Origin of the sequence: Saccharothrix lopnurensis, assembly GCF_042658445.1 — a bacterium.
Classification (GTDB): domain Bacteria; phylum Actinomycetota; class Actinomycetes; order Mycobacteriales; family Pseudonocardiaceae; genus Actinosynnema; species Actinosynnema lopnurensis.
This window is the reverse complement of record NZ_JBHSQO010000036.1, coordinates 22,036-37,527: the sequence shown is the minus strand read 5'-3', so window position 1 is coordinate 37,527 and position 15,492 is coordinate 22,036. Positions and strand designations below refer to the sequence as shown.

Here is a 15,492-nt window from a genome sequence, read left to right as displayed (position 1 = left end):
CGGAATTCGGGTGTCGGCGAAGCACGTGGCCGCCCTCGTCGTGGAGTACGACAACACCGACGGCGCTCCGGCTCTCACCACCAAGACCCGAACACCCGATCGCCGAGCCCGGCCGTACCCCACACACCACCGATCACCGGCCCGGAAGGCACGGGCAGCGATCGGGAAACCGCGGTGGCGATCGCCACCGCGGTTTATCGGAATTCCGACACCGACGAGGGGAATTCGGCACCCCGCGGCGGCACGTCGTTCACAAACCCATCGGCGAAGCGACCCCCAGCGCCTTGGCCTGCTCGACCTGCGCGGGCGTCGGCTCGACCCGGCTGAAGGAGTCCTTCCCGACGCGCGTGGCGCTCCACTCGTCCGCGGGCAGGGTGCTGGAGGTCAGCAACCAGTGCGTGACGATGCGCTCCTGCGCGCCGGCGAAGTACTGGCCGCTCCACGTGGCCGTGGAGTGCGCGTTGCGGTAGCTGTTGCGGTAGGTCACCGTCCAGCCGAGCGTGGTGCCCGCGCCGGTGGTCAGCGGCTGGGTGTCGTAGCGACCGCGCAGCACGTAGGTGTTCTCCGCGTTGCCGACCGCCGACTCGTAGGTCCCGGTGAGCGTGCCCCCGGGACCCGCGGTGATCACCATCTCGGAGCCCAGTTGGTTGTACCAGCTGCCGGTGATGGCCGAGAGCTGCTGCTGCTGCTCCTCCACCTGCGGTTCGGCGGCACTGGCGGAAACCGAGAGAACGCTGAGCACCATCGCCATGGCGATGACCAGCACCTGTCGCGCACGAGACACTTTTTCTCCTGAAATCGAATTCGGAGGCATACGCACGATATTGACCTGATGCATCGGACGGTACGCTTGACACCGTTCCCGGGAACCAATGATGACGAGGGCGACAACGTTCGGGGCACCGATTCCCAAAACACCACCTCGTCGCACCGGCAACCATATCGGCAGGCGCCCGACGGGAACATGCGCCGTTGGAGTGACCCGCAGTTGAAATGCCGAAGCAACCACTAATACTCCAAACGGCCTGCTTGGCACGTTCAATCGCGGAAGTGCGGCCCTTTTTTTGCGTTGATGAACCTGACGGGCGCACCAGAGGATGGGTTACGCGCACCCCGCACTCGGCTCACCGCACGGACAGGTTCGGCGGAGCACGACGCGGGCCGTGCGGTCAGGGTGGTCCAGAGGGGCAGTGGCGCCGAGGTCGGACGACGACGTGCGGGGGTGCGATGCGTACCAGGGATCTCGCTCATGTGGCGCTGTTCGCGGCGCTGACCGCGGCGCTGGGACTGCTCCCTCCGGTCGAGGTGGCGCTCGTGCCGGCACCGATCACCGCGCAGACGCTCGGGGTGATGCTCGCCGGGGCCGTGCTCGGCTCGAGGCGGGCGGGGGCGGCGCTGCTGCTGTTCGTCCTGCTGGTCGTGGTCGGCTTGCCGGTGCTGGCGGGAGGACGCGGCGGACTGGGCGTGCTGCTGGGCCCCAGCGGCGGGTTCATCCTGTCGTGGCCGGTTGCCGCGTTCGTCGTCGGTCTGCTGACGGAACGCTTCTGGCGCCGGTACACCGTGCTGCTCGGCATCGCATGGAACGTGGTGGGCGGCGTGCTCGTGGTGTACCTGATCGGCATACCGTGGATGGCGCTGGTGGGAGACCTGGGCTTCGACAAGGCGCTGGTGGGTTCGCTCGTGTACGTACCGGGCGACCTGACGAAGGCGGTGATCGCGGCGGTGGTGGCGGTCACGGTGCGGCGCGCGTACCCGCTGATCGAGGACCGGGGCGCATGAACGTCGTCGACGGTTTCCTTGCGCACGCGCGAGTGTCCCCCGATCGGGAGGCGCTCGTGCTGGGCCGTGAGCGGCGCACGTTCGGGCAGTTGCGGGACCGCGCCGTCGCCGTGGCGGGTGCGCTGCGGTCCGAGTTGCGCCCCGAGCACCACGAGACCGCGCGGATCGCCCTGCTGCTGGGCAACCGGCCGGAGTTCCTGGAGATCTTCTGCGGTGGTGCGGTCGCGGGCGTGCCGGTGATGGTGTTCGACCCGGCGTGGAGCGCGACGGAGCTGTCCGCGATCCTGCGCGACACCCCGCCCGCGCGGCTGTTCTGCACGCCGGGGTCGCCGGTCGGCGACGCGCCGCCGGGCGCGGTGGTCGAGGTGCCGGGTCCGGACTTCGCGCGGTGGCGGGATCTTCCCCGTACCGCGTCGCTCCCGGAGGTCCCGGAGGTCCCGGAGGTCCCGGAGGTCCCGGAGGTCCCGGACAGCGCGCCGTTCTACGTGGCCTTCACGTCGGGCAGCACGGGGCGCCCCAAGGGCGCGGTCCGCTCGCACCGGTCGTGGCTGCGCACCTTCGACCGGTCGAGGGCGGAGTTCGGCATCGACGACACCGACCACGTGCTGCTGCCCGGTTCGCTCGGTCACTCGCACTTCCTCTACGGCGCCCTGCACGCCCTGCACGTGGGCGCGACCGCGCACCTCATGCCGAAGTTCGACGCGGCGGCGGTGTTCGACCAGCTCGACCGGCACCCGATCACGCGCCTCTACCTCGTGCCGACCATGTTCGAGGCGCTGCTCGAGCACGCGAGCCACCACCCGGGCCACGTGTTCCCCGGGGTGCGGTCGCTGCTGTCCGTGGGCGCGAAGTGGTCGCCGGCGCGGCGGGCGCAAGCGGTGACCCTGTTCCCCGGGGCGGACGCGGTGGAGTTCTACGGCGCGACCGAGCTGAGCTTCGTGTCGGTGCTGCACGGTGACCGCGGCGGTCCGCTCGACTCGGTGGGCCGGCCGGTCGACGGCGTGGAGGTGTCGGTGCGCTCGCCGGACGGCGGGGAGGTGGCGGTCGGCGAGGTCGGGCAGGTGCACGTGCGCAGCGACATGCTGTTCTCCGGCTACCTGTCGGAGCAGGACTCGGGTGGGCCGGACGCCGACGGGTGGTTCACCGTGGCCGACGTCGGCAGGCTCGACGAGCAGGGCTACCTGCACCTGGTCGGCCGTGCGAGGGGGATGCTGATCAGCGGCGGCGTGAACGTGTACCCCGAGGAGGTCGAGGCGGCCTTGGCGCGCTTGGACGAGGTGGCGGAGGTGGCGGTGGTGGGCCTGCCCGACGAGCGCTGGGGCGACCTCGTGTGCGCGGCGGTGCGCTGGCGCGACGGTGCGCGGTTGACCCTGGCGGACGTCCGGGACCGCGCGTCGGCGCACCTGTCGAGGCAGAAGTGCCCGCGTCGTCTGGTGGAGCTGACCGCCATGCCGCACACCGCGAGCGGCAAGGTCGACCGGCGGAGGGTGCGCGAACTGGTGCGGGCGAACGCGCCGGACGTGCGGGAGGTCCGGTGAACGACCGGGACGCCGTCGTCGTCGCGGCGAGGCGCACGCCCATCGGGCGCATCGGCGGCTCGCCGGCCACCACCGTGTCGGCACGAGCACCGTCCTGGTCACCGAGGACGAGTGCCCGCGCCCCGACACGAACCTGGAGCAGCTCGCCCAACTCCGCCCGGTGTTCGCCGACGGCGGCACGGTCACGGCGGGCAACGCGTGCCCGGTCGACGACGGCGCGGCGGCGGTAGCCGTGGTGTCCGGCCGCAGGTTCCGCGAGCCGGGGCCGCGCCGCGGCCTGCGCGTGGTCGACTCGGTCACGCGCGGGGTCGACCCGGAGGTCCCGGGCCGGGGGCCGGTGCCCGCCGTGCGCGCCCCGCTCTCGCGCAAACCCGACGTGTCGCTGGGCGACGTGGGGGTGGTCGAGTTCACCGAGGCGTTCGCCGGGCAGGTGCCGGCGTGCCTCGACGAGCTGGTCATCCCCGAGGCCGAGGTCAACCGGGGCGGTGGGGCGATCGCGCTCGGCCACCCGTGGGGCGCGTCCGGGGCCGTGCTGCTGACGCGGCTGTTCGCGGACGTGCCCGGTGACCCCGTCCCCGCGCCCGGTACGGCCCGGCCACGCTCGGCGCGGCGGGCGGGCTGGGCATCGCCACGCCGGTCGAACCGGTGACGACCTAGGAGCCCGGTGTGCTGAGCCTCTACCACGACGCCGACACACCCGTGCACGCCCTGCCCGCCGGGGTGAAGCTGCTGGTGCTGTTCGCGGTGGGAGCGGCGCTGTTCCTCGTGCGGTCGGTGCTCGGCCTCGGGATCGCGTTCGCGGGAGTCGTCCTGCTGTACGCGGTGGCGCGCGTGCCGTGGCGCACCGCGTGGCGGCAACTGCGGCCCGTGCTGCCGTTCACCGCGCTGATCGTCGTCGCCCAGTTCGTGCTGGCCGACTGGCGCAACGCCGTGCTGGTCGGCGAGCGGGTGCTGGTGCTGGTGCTGCTGGCCAACCTCGTCACGCTCACCACCCGCACGACGGCGATGATCGTCGCGGTCGAGGCCGCGCTGGGGCCGCTGCGACCGCTGGGCGTGCGGCCGGAACGGGTGGGCCTCCTGGTGGCGCTGACCATCAGGTTCATCCCGGTGATCAGGGAGCAGGCCGACCAGGTGCGTGCGGCGCAGAGGGCTCGCGGCGTCGAGCGCAGCTTCGCGTTCCTCACCCCCCTGCTGATCAAGACCCTGCGCCTGGCCGACGGCCTCGGGGAGGCGCTCGACGCCCGCGGTCTCGACGCGGAACCGCCGCGCCGGCGCTGAGCGCCGGCTGCGGTCGGCGGCGGGTCACCGCGCGGAGGTCAGGCGCGGCGGCGGCCCGGCGGGGAGCCGTCCCACCGTCCCTATGATGGGGTCCGGGGAATCCGGTGTCCCGATTCGAGGGGGCGGTGTGCGCATCGAAGAGGTCGCGCCGATCGAGCCCCGAGCCGGGGGCGTCGGATGACCATCGAGGTCGAGGGCGTCGGCCACCGGTTCGGTGACCGCAGGGTGCTGCACGACGTCGACCTGAGGCTCGACGAACGGCGCGTGGCGGTCATCGGCTCCAACGGCTCGGGCAAGAGCACCTTCGCGCGCCTGCTCAACGGCCTGCTCGTGCCGACCGAGGGCCGGGTGCGCGTGGATGGCCTCGACACCCGCAAGCAGGGCAAGGCGGTCCGGCGCAGGGTCGGGTTCGTCTTCCAGGACCCCGACGTGCAGATCGTCATGCCGACCGTGGCCGAGGACCTCGCGTTCGGGCTCAAGCACCACGGGGTGGCGCGCGACGAGATCCGGCGACGGGTGTCCGACGCCCTCGCCACCCACGGGCTGGAGGAGTTCCGGGATCACCCCGCGCACCTCCTCAGCGGCGGCCAGAAACAGCTCCTCGCGATCGCGGCGGTGCTCGTGCTGGAGCCCGAACACGTGGTGTTCGACGAGCCGACCACCCTGCTCGACCTGCGGAACAGGCGCCGGATCGGCAAGTTGATCCACGACCTGCCGCAGCGGATCGTCGTGGTGTCGCACGACCTGGAGCTGGTCGCGGGGTTCGACCGGGTGATCGTGTTCGACGGTGGTCTGGTGGTCGCCGACGGGCCGGCCGAGGAGAGCATCGCGGCCTACGTCGCGATGCACCCGCCGCTGTGACGGCCGGTGATCCGCGGCCGGCCGGGAAGGCTCCACCGCGACTGTGACCGCGACCGTCGCCGCCCGGAGCCGGGGCGGCGACGGTCGCGTTCGGGCCGCGGTCGCGTTCGGGCCGCGGTCGCGTTCGGGCCGCGGTCGCCGCTCAGGAGACGACCGGCGAGCCGACTCCCAGTGCCTTGGCCTGTTCGACCTGCTGCGCGGTCGGCGCGGTGCGGGTGAAGGTGTCCTTCCCGACGCGCGTGGCGCCCCACTCGTCCGCGGGCAGGGTGCTGGAGGTCAGCAACCAGTGCGTGACGATGCGCTCCTGCGCGCCGGCGAAGTACTGGCCGCTCCAGGTGGTCGTGGAGTGCGCGTTGCGGTAAGCGTTGCGCCAGGTGACCGTCCAGCCGAGGGTGGTGCCCGCGCCGGTCGTCAGCGGGGCGGTGTCGTACCGCCCGTTCAGCACGTAGGTGCTCTCGGCGTTGCCGACCGCCGACTCGTAGGTCCCGGCCAGGTCACCGTCGGGTTCCGCGGTCACCACCAGCTTCGAGCCCAACTGGTTGAACCAGGTGCCCGTGATGGACGAGAGTTGCCGCTCGGCCTGCCGTGTGTGGCCCTGCGGCGCCTCGGCGGCACTGGCCGAGATCGAGATCGCGCTGAGCAGGACCGCCAAGGCGACGGCCAGGACCTGTCGGATGCGGAACACGTATTCTCCTGACTGCGAATTCCATCGAACGTGGACAGAGTTCTTCGAAAGCGGCAAGGCTCTTGACCGATCACCATTCAGCCGTGGCTCGGCGGTCCGACCGCACTTCGGTTCACCGCTCTCACACGACGCCACTCGCCGCCTGCGCCACAGTAACCACACCGGCACAACGGGCGGAATGCGCCGTTCGAGTGGTCCGACCAACGACGCGCCGCACTCCGACCGAATACGCCGGACGCCACCGATCCCGTTCCGGCGGTAAAGACGAAGTCCCGTTTGTGGTCGATCTCCGCTGATCGGAGCAACAGCGCCAACCGTGCCGTGGCGTTGTGGTGTGGAATTGCACGACGACTCGCGGGTGACGGCCCTGGCGCGTTCGGCGCCTTTCCGGCAGGCTTCGGGCACGGCGATCGAGCACTTCGACGTGGTGATCGTCGGCGCCGGTCCCTCCGGTATAGGGATGGCCTGCCGGCCGGTCCGTGAACGGCCGGGCGCCCGCTTCGCGGTGCTCGAATCGCGGTCCGATCCGGGTGGCACCCGGGACCTGTTCCGCTATCCCGGATTCCGCTCTGATTCCGACACGCACACGCTCGGCTACCGGTTCCGCCCGTGGCGGCACGCGGCCACCATGCCCGGCGGGCAGGCGTACCTGCGCGACACCGCCGACGAGGAGGGGATCACCTGCCGAATCCGGTCCGGCACCGGGTGGTGCGCGCCGAGTGGTCGGGCGAGCGGCGGCGGTGGGCGCTGGACGTCGAGGTCGCCGGTGGTGGGGGGACCTCGCGGTGCACCGCGGGGTTCCTGGTCATGTGCACCGGCTGCTTCCGGCACGACCGCGGGTACTCGCCGGAGCTGCCCGGCGTCGAGCGCTTCGCCGGTCCGGTGGCGCACCCCCGGGCATGGCCCGACGGCCTCGACTGGACGGGCAGGCGGGTGGTGGTGGTCGGCAGCGGCGCCACCACCGTCACGCTGGTGCCCGCGCCGGCGGACCGGGCCGCGCACGTGACCGTGGTGCAGCGCTCCCCCGGCTACGTCCTGGCACTGCCCACCGAGGACGCAGTGGCCAGTGCCCTGCTGCGCGGGCTGCCCGAGCGGGTGGCGCACCCGTTGATCAGGTGGAAGAACCGTGGACGGCCGGCAGGTCGTCCTGCGCGACACCGCGGCATATCGGGGGATGATGCTGGGCGACGTGCCGAACCTCGTATACACGATCGGTTACACAAACGCGTCGTGGACGCTTAAGGTCGATTTGGTCGCGAAGCACTTCCTACGGCTCCTCCGCCACCCTACCCCGACCCAAATGGACGCGCACGGGTATGACGTCGCCACGCCCACCTACACCGATCCGGAGGCGGTCCGGGAACCGTTCCCGGACTTCCCCGCCGGTTACGTGCTGCGCGCCTTGGACGAACTGCCGAGGCAGGGCGGTCGCGCACCGTGGCGGTCGGCGATGAACTACCTGGTGGACAGCGTGGCGCTGCGTTGGGGAAGAGTTGACGGAGCAATGGTTTTCACCGGTGCGCGGACCACCCGGGTGAGATCCTGATCACGCACCCGCGGCTCTGATCCGGTGCACGGATCGGCAAGCAGCGCGAACCCGATCGGCAGGTGGCGCACCCACCGAAAGGAACAACGAATCACCCGACTATTTGTGCGGGAGCGCCTTGCGCCCCTGTCCGGGGCGCTCCACGATGGCCGCCATGACAGAAACCACTCTCGCCGGTGTTCTGGAGTCGGTGACGACGAAGGCCCTCTCGGGCGTTCGGCCGACCCCCGAGGAGATGCTGGCGGTGTTGCGGTCGGCGGACGAGGACCTGCTGGACGTGGTCGCCGCCGCGTCGCGGGTCCGGCGCCGCTACTTCGGCACGCGGGTCAAGCTGAACTTCCTGGTCAACATGAAGAGCGGCATGTGCCCCGAGGACTGCACCTACTGCTCCCAGCGGCTGGGTTCGAAGTCGCAGATCATGAAGTACTCGTGGTTGAGCGCCGAGGAGGCGGCGGACAACGCCGAGCGGGCCGTCGCCGCGGGCGCGAAGCGGGTGTGCCTGGTCGCCAGCGGGCGCGGTCCGGCTGACCGCGACATCGACCGGGTGGCCGAGACGGTCGGCGCGATCAAGGGCGCGGCTCCGGAGGTGGAGGTGTGCGTGTGCCTGGGCCTGCTCAAGCCCGGCCAGGCCGAGCGGCTGCGCGAGAGCGGTGCGGATGCCTACAACCACAACCTCAACACCAGCGAGGAGAACTACCGCGACATCTGCTCGACCCACACCTTCGACGACCGGGTCCAGACGGTCTCGCAGGCCAAGCACGCGGGCCTGTCGCCGTGCTCCGGCGCCATCTTCGGGATGGGCGAGACTGACGAGGACGTCGTGGACGTGGCGATGGCGCTCAAGGACCTGGACCCCGATTCGGTGCCGGTCAACTTCCTGATCCCGTTCGAGGGCACGCCGATGCACGGCCGGTGGGAGCTGACGCCGCAGCGGTGCCTGCGCGTGCTGGCCGCGTTCCGGTTCATGTTCCCCGACGTGGAGGTCCGGCTGGCGGGCGGGCGGGAGATCCACCTGCGGACCATGCAGCCGCTGGCCCTGCACCTGGCCAACTCGATCTTCCTGGGCGACTACCTCACCAGCGAGGGGCAGCCGGGTGAGGAGGATCTGAAGATGATCGCCGACGCCGGGTTCACCGTCGAGGGCGCCGAGGAGCGCACCCTGCCCACCGCTCGTCACGACCTGGTGGCGGTCCGCCGGCGCGGCGCCGGGACCAGCCTGCCGGCCAACACCTGACCGGCGCCCCGGGCGGTGGTCGCGTGCGGGCGCACCACGCGGGCCACCGCCCGGGGTCGGCACCCGGTCAGCGCCCGGGGTCGGCACCCGGTCAGCGCCCGGGGTCGGCACCCGGTCAGCACCCGGTCGGCACCCGGGGTCAGCGCGGCAGGTCGGCCACCACGGGCAGCTCGCCGCCGAAGTACCGCGCCCGGCACCGCTCGCGCTGCACCTTGCCCGACGAGGTGCGCGGTATCGAACCCCGGCCGACGACCACGACGCGGTCGGGCGCGTGCCCGAGTTCCTCCCGGAGCCGGTCCATGACCCGTTCGGCGACCCGGGCGGGATCTCCGCCGTCGACCGGCTCGACCACGACCACCATCCGCTCGGCACCGGGCTCGGAGAACGCCGCGCAGGTGGCGCGCGCGCCGTCGGCCCGCGACGCGACGTGCTCGTAGTCCTCGGGGTAGAGGTTGGCCCCGCCGACGATGATCATGTCCTTGACCCGGCCGCACACCACTAGGCCGGCCGGCGTGAGGTACCCGAGGTCGCCGGTGCGCAGCCAGCCGTCGCGCACGGCCTCCGCGGTCGCCACCGGGTCCTGCCAATAGCCCAGCATCAGCGACGGGCCGCGCACGCACACCTCGCCCACGGCGCGGTCCGGCAGCGGCTCGCCGCACGCGCCGACGACCCGCAGGTCCACGCCGGGCACCGGGTGGCCGACCACCGCGAGCGAACGCGCTCCGGGGACGTGCGCGGGCACGACCTCGGCCACGCCGCGGGAGGAGAGCGCGTCGCGCCGCACGTGGTCCCACAGCAGCGGCTCCGACAGGCTGCCCATCGACACCGACAGGGTGGCCTCCGCGAGCCCGTACATGGGGGTGACGGCTTCCGGCCGCAACCCGTACCGCGCGCCCTGCTCGGTGAACGCCTCGACGGCCTCGCGCCTGGTGGGCTCGGAACCGTCGCCGCAGACCCTCAAGGCGGACAGGTCCAGGGCACGCGGACGGTCCCGCATCCCGGTCGCGGCCAGCCCGTAGGCGAAGCCGGGGCTCACCGTACTGGTGGCCCGGTAGCGCGACATGGCGTCCACCCAGGAGTCGGGCGAGGCCAGGAACGCCTCCGGTGACTGGAGCACCAGCCCGACCCCGGCCGCGGCGCAGGACACCACGGCGACCAGGCCCAGGTCGTGGTAGAGCGGCGCCCAGCTCGCGTGGACGCTGCCGGCACCGTCGAGCAGCAGCCGCTCGCAGCACACCACCGCGTTCGTGAGCAGCTGCCGGTGGGTGAGCACGACCGCCTTGGACGGGCCGGTGGTGCCGGAGGTGAACTGGAGGTAGGCGGGCTCGTCCGGGTCGGTGGTGATCGGCGGCGCGAGGTCGGCGCGCCGGGCGGTCAGCTCGCCGCACGTCGTGACCTGCCGCCCCAGCCGCTTGGCGAGGAACTCCCCGAACGGGTCGGCCACGACCACGCACCGCGCGTCCACCTGGTCGAGCCGGTGGCGCAGGTCGGCCACGAGACCGGGCAGGCCGGACAGCCGGTGGGGCGGCGCGAGCACGGTGGGCACGGCGCCCGCGCGCCACACGCCGAACAGGCTGAGCAGCAACCGCGCGTCGGTGCGGGAGATCAGGGCCACGCGGTCGCCGGGCCGCACGCCGAGCCCGGCCAGTGCCGTGGCGACCCGGCGGGCGGAGCGGGCCAGCAGCGAGTACGGCAGCGGCGTCTCGGCCAGGGACACGTCCAGCAGGGTGATGCCCCGCCCGCCGCGCGCGGCCCGCTCCACGGCCTCGGGCACGGTGGCCGCGCCGAAGTACTCCTCCGGGGTGGTGTAGGCGCTCACCGCCGCTCCGCCGCCGCCGCGGCCAGCTCCGCGGTGAAGCGGTCGGCCAGCGCGCGGATGGTCGACCCGCGGTGCAGGTTCGTGCTGTAGCCCCAGATCAGCCACAGCTCGCCGGCGACGACGAGCGCGGTCAGGTCCAGCACGCGCGGGCGGTGGTCCAGGTCGCCGCGGTGGTGGCCGAAGGAGTCGACGAGCGGGCGGGCGTCGGCGCTGAAGAACTCGCTCACGTCCCCCCAAAAGTTGAACCCGACCTGCGGTCGGGGCACGGCGGCGAGGCGGTCCCGGACCCCGGGGTCCGGGTGCAGGTGGCGCAGGACGCCGTACCCCGCGCCGTCGTCGGGGACCGCCGCGAGCTGGTCGCGGACCGAAGTGGGGCCGTCCGCGCGCAGGAGCACGGGCGTCAGGGTGGACAGCCTGGCGACCGTCCGGGAGACGTCCAGCTCGCCCAAGGCCCGGCCACGACCGTGCCCCTCCAGCTCCACCAGCAGCTCCGCCTGCCCGGTCCACGCGGTGACCGCGCGCACCAGCGCGGTGAGCAGCTCGTCACGGGCCGCGGGCTTCCCGCCGCGCACGAAGTGGCGTGCGGCGGAAGCCTGGGTGTTCTCGCCCAGGCGGTGGTCCACCGGCAGCGGCGGCGGGTCGAGGTCGGCCAGGGCGCTCCACCGCGGCAGTTCGGCCGCCAGGTCGTCGCCCGCCGCGTGCTCCTCCAACCGGGCCAGGCAGGTGGACGGGGACGCGGTCCTCGGCGGCAGTCGCGGCGGCTCCCCCGACACCAGGGCCGAGTAGGCGGTCCTGAGGTCTTCGAAGAAGACCCTCGACGAGTAGTAGTCCATCACCAGCCAGTGCGCGGAGACCAGCAGGCGGGGGCGCCGCGCCGGTCCCAGGTCGAAGTACGTCAGCCGGACCAGCGGGCCGTCGGCCAGGTCCAGGCTCGCGTTGCGCTCCGCGACGTGCTCGCCGACGCGGCGCTCCAGCTCGTCGTCCGGCACGTCGGCCAGGGACACCTCGACAACCGGGTCCGGTGCGGCGGGGTCCGGTGCGGCGGGGTCCGCGATCTCGGCCGTCCAACGACCGTTCCGGGCGCGGAAGCGGGTGCGCAGGGCTTCGTGGCGCCCGACCACCAGGTGGAGGGCACGGGCCAGCAGCCCGGTGTCCAGGCGGTCCACCTCGAACACCGGCCACATGCCGTTCCAGTGGTCCGGGTCGTGGAGGCCCAACTCGAAGAACCAGCGCTGGCCGGGGGTCAGGCCGATCGCCCCGCTCGACGCCTCCGCGCCGGGGGTGTCGTCGTCGACGGCCGTCCGGGTGCGGGCCACGGCGGCCTGCCTGGCCACCGTCGGGTTGCGGTGGAACTCGCCGGCCGTCAGGTGCAGGCCCTGCTCCGCGATCCTGGCCACCACCCTCATGCCCAGCAGGGAGTCACCGCCGAGGGCGAAGAAATCGTCGTGCCTGCCGACCCGCTCGACCCCCAGCACCGCCGTCCACGCCCGTGCCAGCGCCCGCTCGACGGGGGTGGACGGCGGGTCGACCGGGTCGGGTTCCGGCGCTGGCAGGGCGGCGCGGTCGACCTTGCCGTTGGCGCTCAGCGGCAGGGACGGCAGCAGCACGACCGCCGCCGGCACCGAGTACGCCGGGAGCCTCCTGCCCAGGAACGCGGTCAGCCCGGCCGCGTCGACGTCGGCGCCCGCCGCCGGCACCGCGTAGGCGACCAGCCGCTTGGCCCCGGTGGGCTCGCCGGTGGCGACCACGACCGCGGCGCGGACCCCCGCGTGGCCGCCGAGCACGGCCTCCACCTCTCCCGGCTCGACCCGGTGGCCGCCGATCTTGACCTGGTCGTCGCGTCGGCCCAGGAACTCGATGCTCCCGTCGGGCAGGTACCGGCCCAGGTCACCCGTCCGGTAGAGCCGCTCACCGGTGACCGGGTGCCGGGGGAACGACTCGGCGGTCCGCGCCGGCTGCTCCCAGTAGCCCCGGGCCACCCCGGCGCCGCCGATGAACAGTTCACCGGGCACGAGGTCCGGCTTCGGTCGCATCACCTCGTCGAGCACGTGGAACGACTGGTTGCGCAGCGGTGTGCCGTAGGGGATGCTCCGCCACCCCGGCTCCACGCCGGTGATCGGGTGCCAGGTGGACCAGATCGCCGCCTCGGTGGCGCCGCCGAGGCCGTGCAGCGCCGGTCCGCTCACCCTGCCGGGCAGGGGCAGCGGTATCCAGTCGCCGCTGAGGAGCACCAGGCGCAGGGCGCCGGGCAGCGGCTCACCCGACTGCTCGCAGTGCTCCACGAGCATCTCGAACAACGCGGGCACGGTGTTCCAGAGGGTGACCCCGTACCGCCGCGCGAGGCCCGCCAGGCGGCCGGGGTCGCGCACGTCCTCGACACCGGGGAGCACCACCGCCCCGCCCGCGCCGAGCACGCCGAACACGTCGTAGACGGAGAGGTCGAAGCTCAGCGAGGACACGCCCAGCACCCGGTCGTCCGGTCCGACCCCGAACCGCTCGTTGACGTCGGAGAGGGTGTTCACCGCGCTGCGGTGGCTGGTCATGACGCCCTTGGGCACACCGGTCGAGCCGGAGGTGAAGATCACGTAGGCCAGGTCGTCGGGGTGGGCGACGGGCCCGTCCACGGGTTCACCGGGCACGCCCTCCCACGGCCGCTCCCCCACCGCCTGCACCGCCACACCCGCGGGCAGATCCATCCCGACCTGCGTCAGCGCCGCGGAGACCCGGCCCGCCGACAGCAGTTGCGCGATCCTGGCGGCGGGCAGCCCGGCGTCGACCGGCAGGTAGGCGGCGCCCGCGCGGACGACGCCCAGCACCGCCACCACCTGCTCCCAGCCCTTGCGCATCACCACACCGACGAGGTCTCCCCGGCCCGCGCCCAGCGCGCGCACGCGGTGGGCCACCTGGTTGGCGCGGGCGTCCAGTTCGCGGAAGGTCAACACCCGACCGTCGGTGATGACCGCCGGCGCGTCCCCGCGCAGCGCCACCTGCCGGTCGACCGCGGCGTGGATCGGTTCCTCCGGCAGGGGACCCGCGGTGTCGTTGACCCGCGCCCGGACCGCGAGCGAGCGGGCGGGCGGCGACACCGGCGCCGGTGCGCCGACGACCGCCTCGTCCCGCGCCAGCCGGTCGAGCAGGTCGACGTAGGCGGTGAACATGTCGTCCAGCACACCCGCCGGGAACACCTCGTCCACCGCGTCCCAGGCCACCACCAGTCCGCCGCCGAGCAACAGCGCCTGGTTGTCGAGGTAGACCTGCGGCGTCTGCGACACCGCGTGCACCACGTCGAAGGCCACGCCCTCCAGCGCGCCGAGGCCACCGGGTTCGCGCAGCAGGCTGGTGAACACCACCGGCATGTCCGCCCGTGCGCCGCGCCGGGCCAGCTCGCGTCGCACCCGGACGCCGCCGAAGCCGGTGTGCGCGAGGTCCGCGCGCAACCGCGCCTGGATCGTCGCGGCGCTCTCCGCGACGGACCCGCTCCGGTCCAGGTCGCACTCCAGCAGGAGGGTGCCGGTGAAGTCCCCGACCACGCGCTCGACGTCCGCGTGCAGGGCCGGGCGGTCGGCCAGGGTGAGGGTGAGCGTGAAGCGGGCCGACGCGCTCCACACGCGCAACACCTCGGCGTAGGCGGCGCACAGCAGCACCGAAGGGGTCACCCCGATCGTGCGGGACAGGCCGCGCAGCCCCTCCCAGGCGTGCGCGGGCAGGCGGACCTGGCGGCGGGTGAACGCCGGGCGAGTGGGCATCGGACCGGGCCGGACCGGCAGCCGCGGTGACGGGGGCAGCGCGGCCAACCGGTCCAGCCAGTACCGGCGTGCCCGCGCGTGCGCCTCGTCCTCGTGCGCGGCGGCCCGCACCACGTCGCGGAACACGACCGCGGGCGGCGGGTCCTCGCGGTCGGGGTCGAGGACGAGGCCGATCAGCTCGGTGAGCAGGAGCTGGACGCTGCTCGCGTCGAGCATGACCAGGTCGACGCTCAGGTGCAACCGCAGCGCGCCGTCCGCCAGGGTGTGCCCGCGCACCTCGTAGAGCGGCCAGGAGCCGTGGTCGAACACCTGCCCGGACAGCTCCGCCCGGGTGGCCTCCAGCCGGCTTCGCGCCTCGGCCTCGGGCAACTGGGCCAGGTCGGCGTGCCGGACCCGGTAGCGCGGCACGTCGGCGAGGACCTGTTGGCGGCCGTCCGGGCGCACGACCGCACGCAGCATGTCATGCCGCGCGATCAGCCGGTTGAGTGCCTCCTCGACCTCCTCGGCACCGGCGGTGAGGAAATCCACTTCGAGGTAGAAGTGCGCGGACCTGCCGCCCAGTTCGAGGTCGTCCGAGCCCAGTCGGTACGCCTGCTGCACGTCGGTGAGCGGAAACGGTTCGAACCTCGCCGCGGCGTCGTGCTCTATTCTCCGTCGAGGGGCGCCGAGGACCGGTTCCTGCACTCGGATGAATTCCGCCAGCCCTTCGGCGGTACACCCCTCGAAGAGCAGCGAGAGCGGCACGTCGGTGCCGTGCGACGCGTCCAACGCCGATTTGATCCGAAGGGCTTCAAGAGATTCCGGGAAAACTGGCCGATCGACCGCCCTGGGCGCTCCCACGTCGCCGAGAACACCGGCCACCAGGGCAGCTACCTGCTCGACGAGGGGATCGACGCCCGCGCCGGGCACGGTGCTCCCGGTCATGGAAGTATTCCCCTTTCATTCGACTAACGGCTTTGACCGGGACGGCCAGAGGTTCGCGGTTGTTTCCGCACTCGCGGAAACC

12 protein-coding genes and 1 pseudogene are annotated in these 15,492 nt (G+C 72.9%); 9 read left to right on the top strand and 4 right to left on the bottom strand.

Translation table 11 applies throughout. The features are described 5' to 3' along the window. Window positions 1–250 precede the first annotated feature (250 nt). Entirely contained in the window at window positions 251–784 is a 534-nt protein-coding gene (locus ACFP3R_RS27335) for an avidin/streptavidin family protein (RefSeq protein WP_380639761.1), read from the bottom strand. Window positions 785–1,251: 467 nt separating this feature from the next. On the opposite strand from ACFP3R_RS27335, the gene ACFP3R_RS27330 reads away from it, so the two are divergent. The 5 genes from ACFP3R_RS27330 (at window position 1,252) to ACFP3R_RS27310 (ending at window position 5,456) form a co-directional block, all read left to right on the top strand. Then, the gene (locus ACFP3R_RS27330) at window positions 1,252–1,779 is read left to right on the top strand and encodes a biotin transporter BioY (protein WP_380639759.1); all 528 of its coding nucleotides are present in this window, start codon (window positions 1,252–1,254) and stop codon (window positions 1,777–1,779) included. Continuing rightward, on the top strand, window positions 1,776–3,317 hold the full coding sequence (locus ACFP3R_RS27325; protein WP_380639757.1) for an AMP-binding protein: 1,542 nt from the start codon (window positions 1,776–1,778) through the stop codon (window positions 3,315–3,317). The genes ACFP3R_RS27330 and ACFP3R_RS27325 overlap by 4 nt, the downstream gene beginning before the upstream one ends. Window positions 3,318–3,411: 94 nt before the next feature. Beyond that, the gene (locus tag ACFP3R_RS27320; RefSeq protein WP_380639835.1) at window positions 3,412–3,966 is read left to right on the top strand and encodes a thiolase family protein; all 555 of its coding nucleotides are present in this window, start codon (window positions 3,412–3,414) and stop codon (window positions 3,964–3,966) included. 17 nt (window positions 3,967–3,983) lie between these two features. Continuing rightward, complete coding sequence (locus ACFP3R_RS27315) at window positions 3,984–4,595, top strand: energy-coupling factor transporter transmembrane component T family protein (protein WP_380639755.1); 612 nt, start codon at window positions 3,984–3,986, stop codon at window positions 4,593–4,595. A gap of 177 nt (window positions 4,596–4,772) precedes the next feature. After that, window positions 4,773–5,456 (top strand): energy-coupling factor ABC transporter ATP-binding protein, encoded by a 684-nt coding sequence (locus ACFP3R_RS27310; RefSeq protein ID WP_380639753.1) that lies wholly within the window; start codon window positions 4,773–4,775, stop codon window positions 5,454–5,456. 142 nt (window positions 5,457–5,598) lie between these two features. Here the strand turns inward: ACFP3R_RS27310 and ACFP3R_RS27305 are convergent, their stop codons facing one another. Next, window positions 5,599–6,141 carry an avidin/streptavidin family protein gene (locus ACFP3R_RS27305; RefSeq protein WP_380639751.1) on the bottom strand — a complete coding sequence of 181 codons (543 nt, stop codon included), beginning with the start codon at window positions 6,139–6,141 and terminating at the stop codon, window positions 5,599–5,601. 316 nt (window positions 6,142–6,457) lie between these two features. Here ACFP3R_RS27305 and ACFP3R_RS27300 point away from each other — a divergent pair. The 4 genes and pseudogenes from ACFP3R_RS27300 to bioB all read left to right on the top strand — a co-directional run. After that, a pseudogene (locus ACFP3R_RS27300) lies at window positions 6,458–6,721 on the top strand (NAD(P)-binding protein); the annotation flags it as partial. Between the two features lie 125 nt (window positions 6,722–6,846). Continuing rightward, a complete protein-coding gene (locus tag ACFP3R_RS27295) occupies window positions 6,847–7,383 on the top strand; it encodes an NAD(P)/FAD-dependent oxidoreductase (protein ID WP_380639749.1) in 537 nt (178 codons plus the stop codon). Between the two features lie 58 nt (window positions 7,384–7,441). Further along, entirely contained in the window at window positions 7,442–7,687 is a 246-nt protein-coding gene (locus ACFP3R_RS27290; protein WP_380639747.1) for a hypothetical protein, read from the top strand. 154 nt (window positions 7,688–7,841) lie between these two features. Beyond that, window positions 7,842–8,921: a biotin synthase BioB gene (gene bioB / locus ACFP3R_RS27285; protein WP_380639745.1), complete on the top strand. Its 1,080-nt coding sequence runs from the start codon at window positions 7,842–7,844 to the stop codon at window positions 8,919–8,921. Between the two features lie 139 nt (window positions 8,922–9,060). On the opposite strand, the gene ACFP3R_RS27280 is transcribed toward bioB, so the two are convergent. Both ACFP3R_RS27280 and ACFP3R_RS27275 read right to left on the bottom strand, forming a co-directional pair. Then, the gene (locus ACFP3R_RS27280) at window positions 9,061–10,740 is read right to left on the bottom strand and encodes an AMP-binding protein (RefSeq protein WP_380639743.1); all 1,680 of its coding nucleotides are present in this window, start codon (window positions 10,738–10,740) and stop codon (window positions 9,061–9,063) included. Beyond that, entirely contained in the window at window positions 10,737–15,410 is a 4,674-nt protein-coding gene (locus ACFP3R_RS27275) for an amino acid adenylation domain-containing protein (protein ID WP_380639741.1), read from the bottom strand. The genes ACFP3R_RS27280 and ACFP3R_RS27275 overlap by 4 nt, the downstream gene beginning before the upstream one ends. Window positions 15,411–15,492 lie beyond the last annotated feature (82 nt).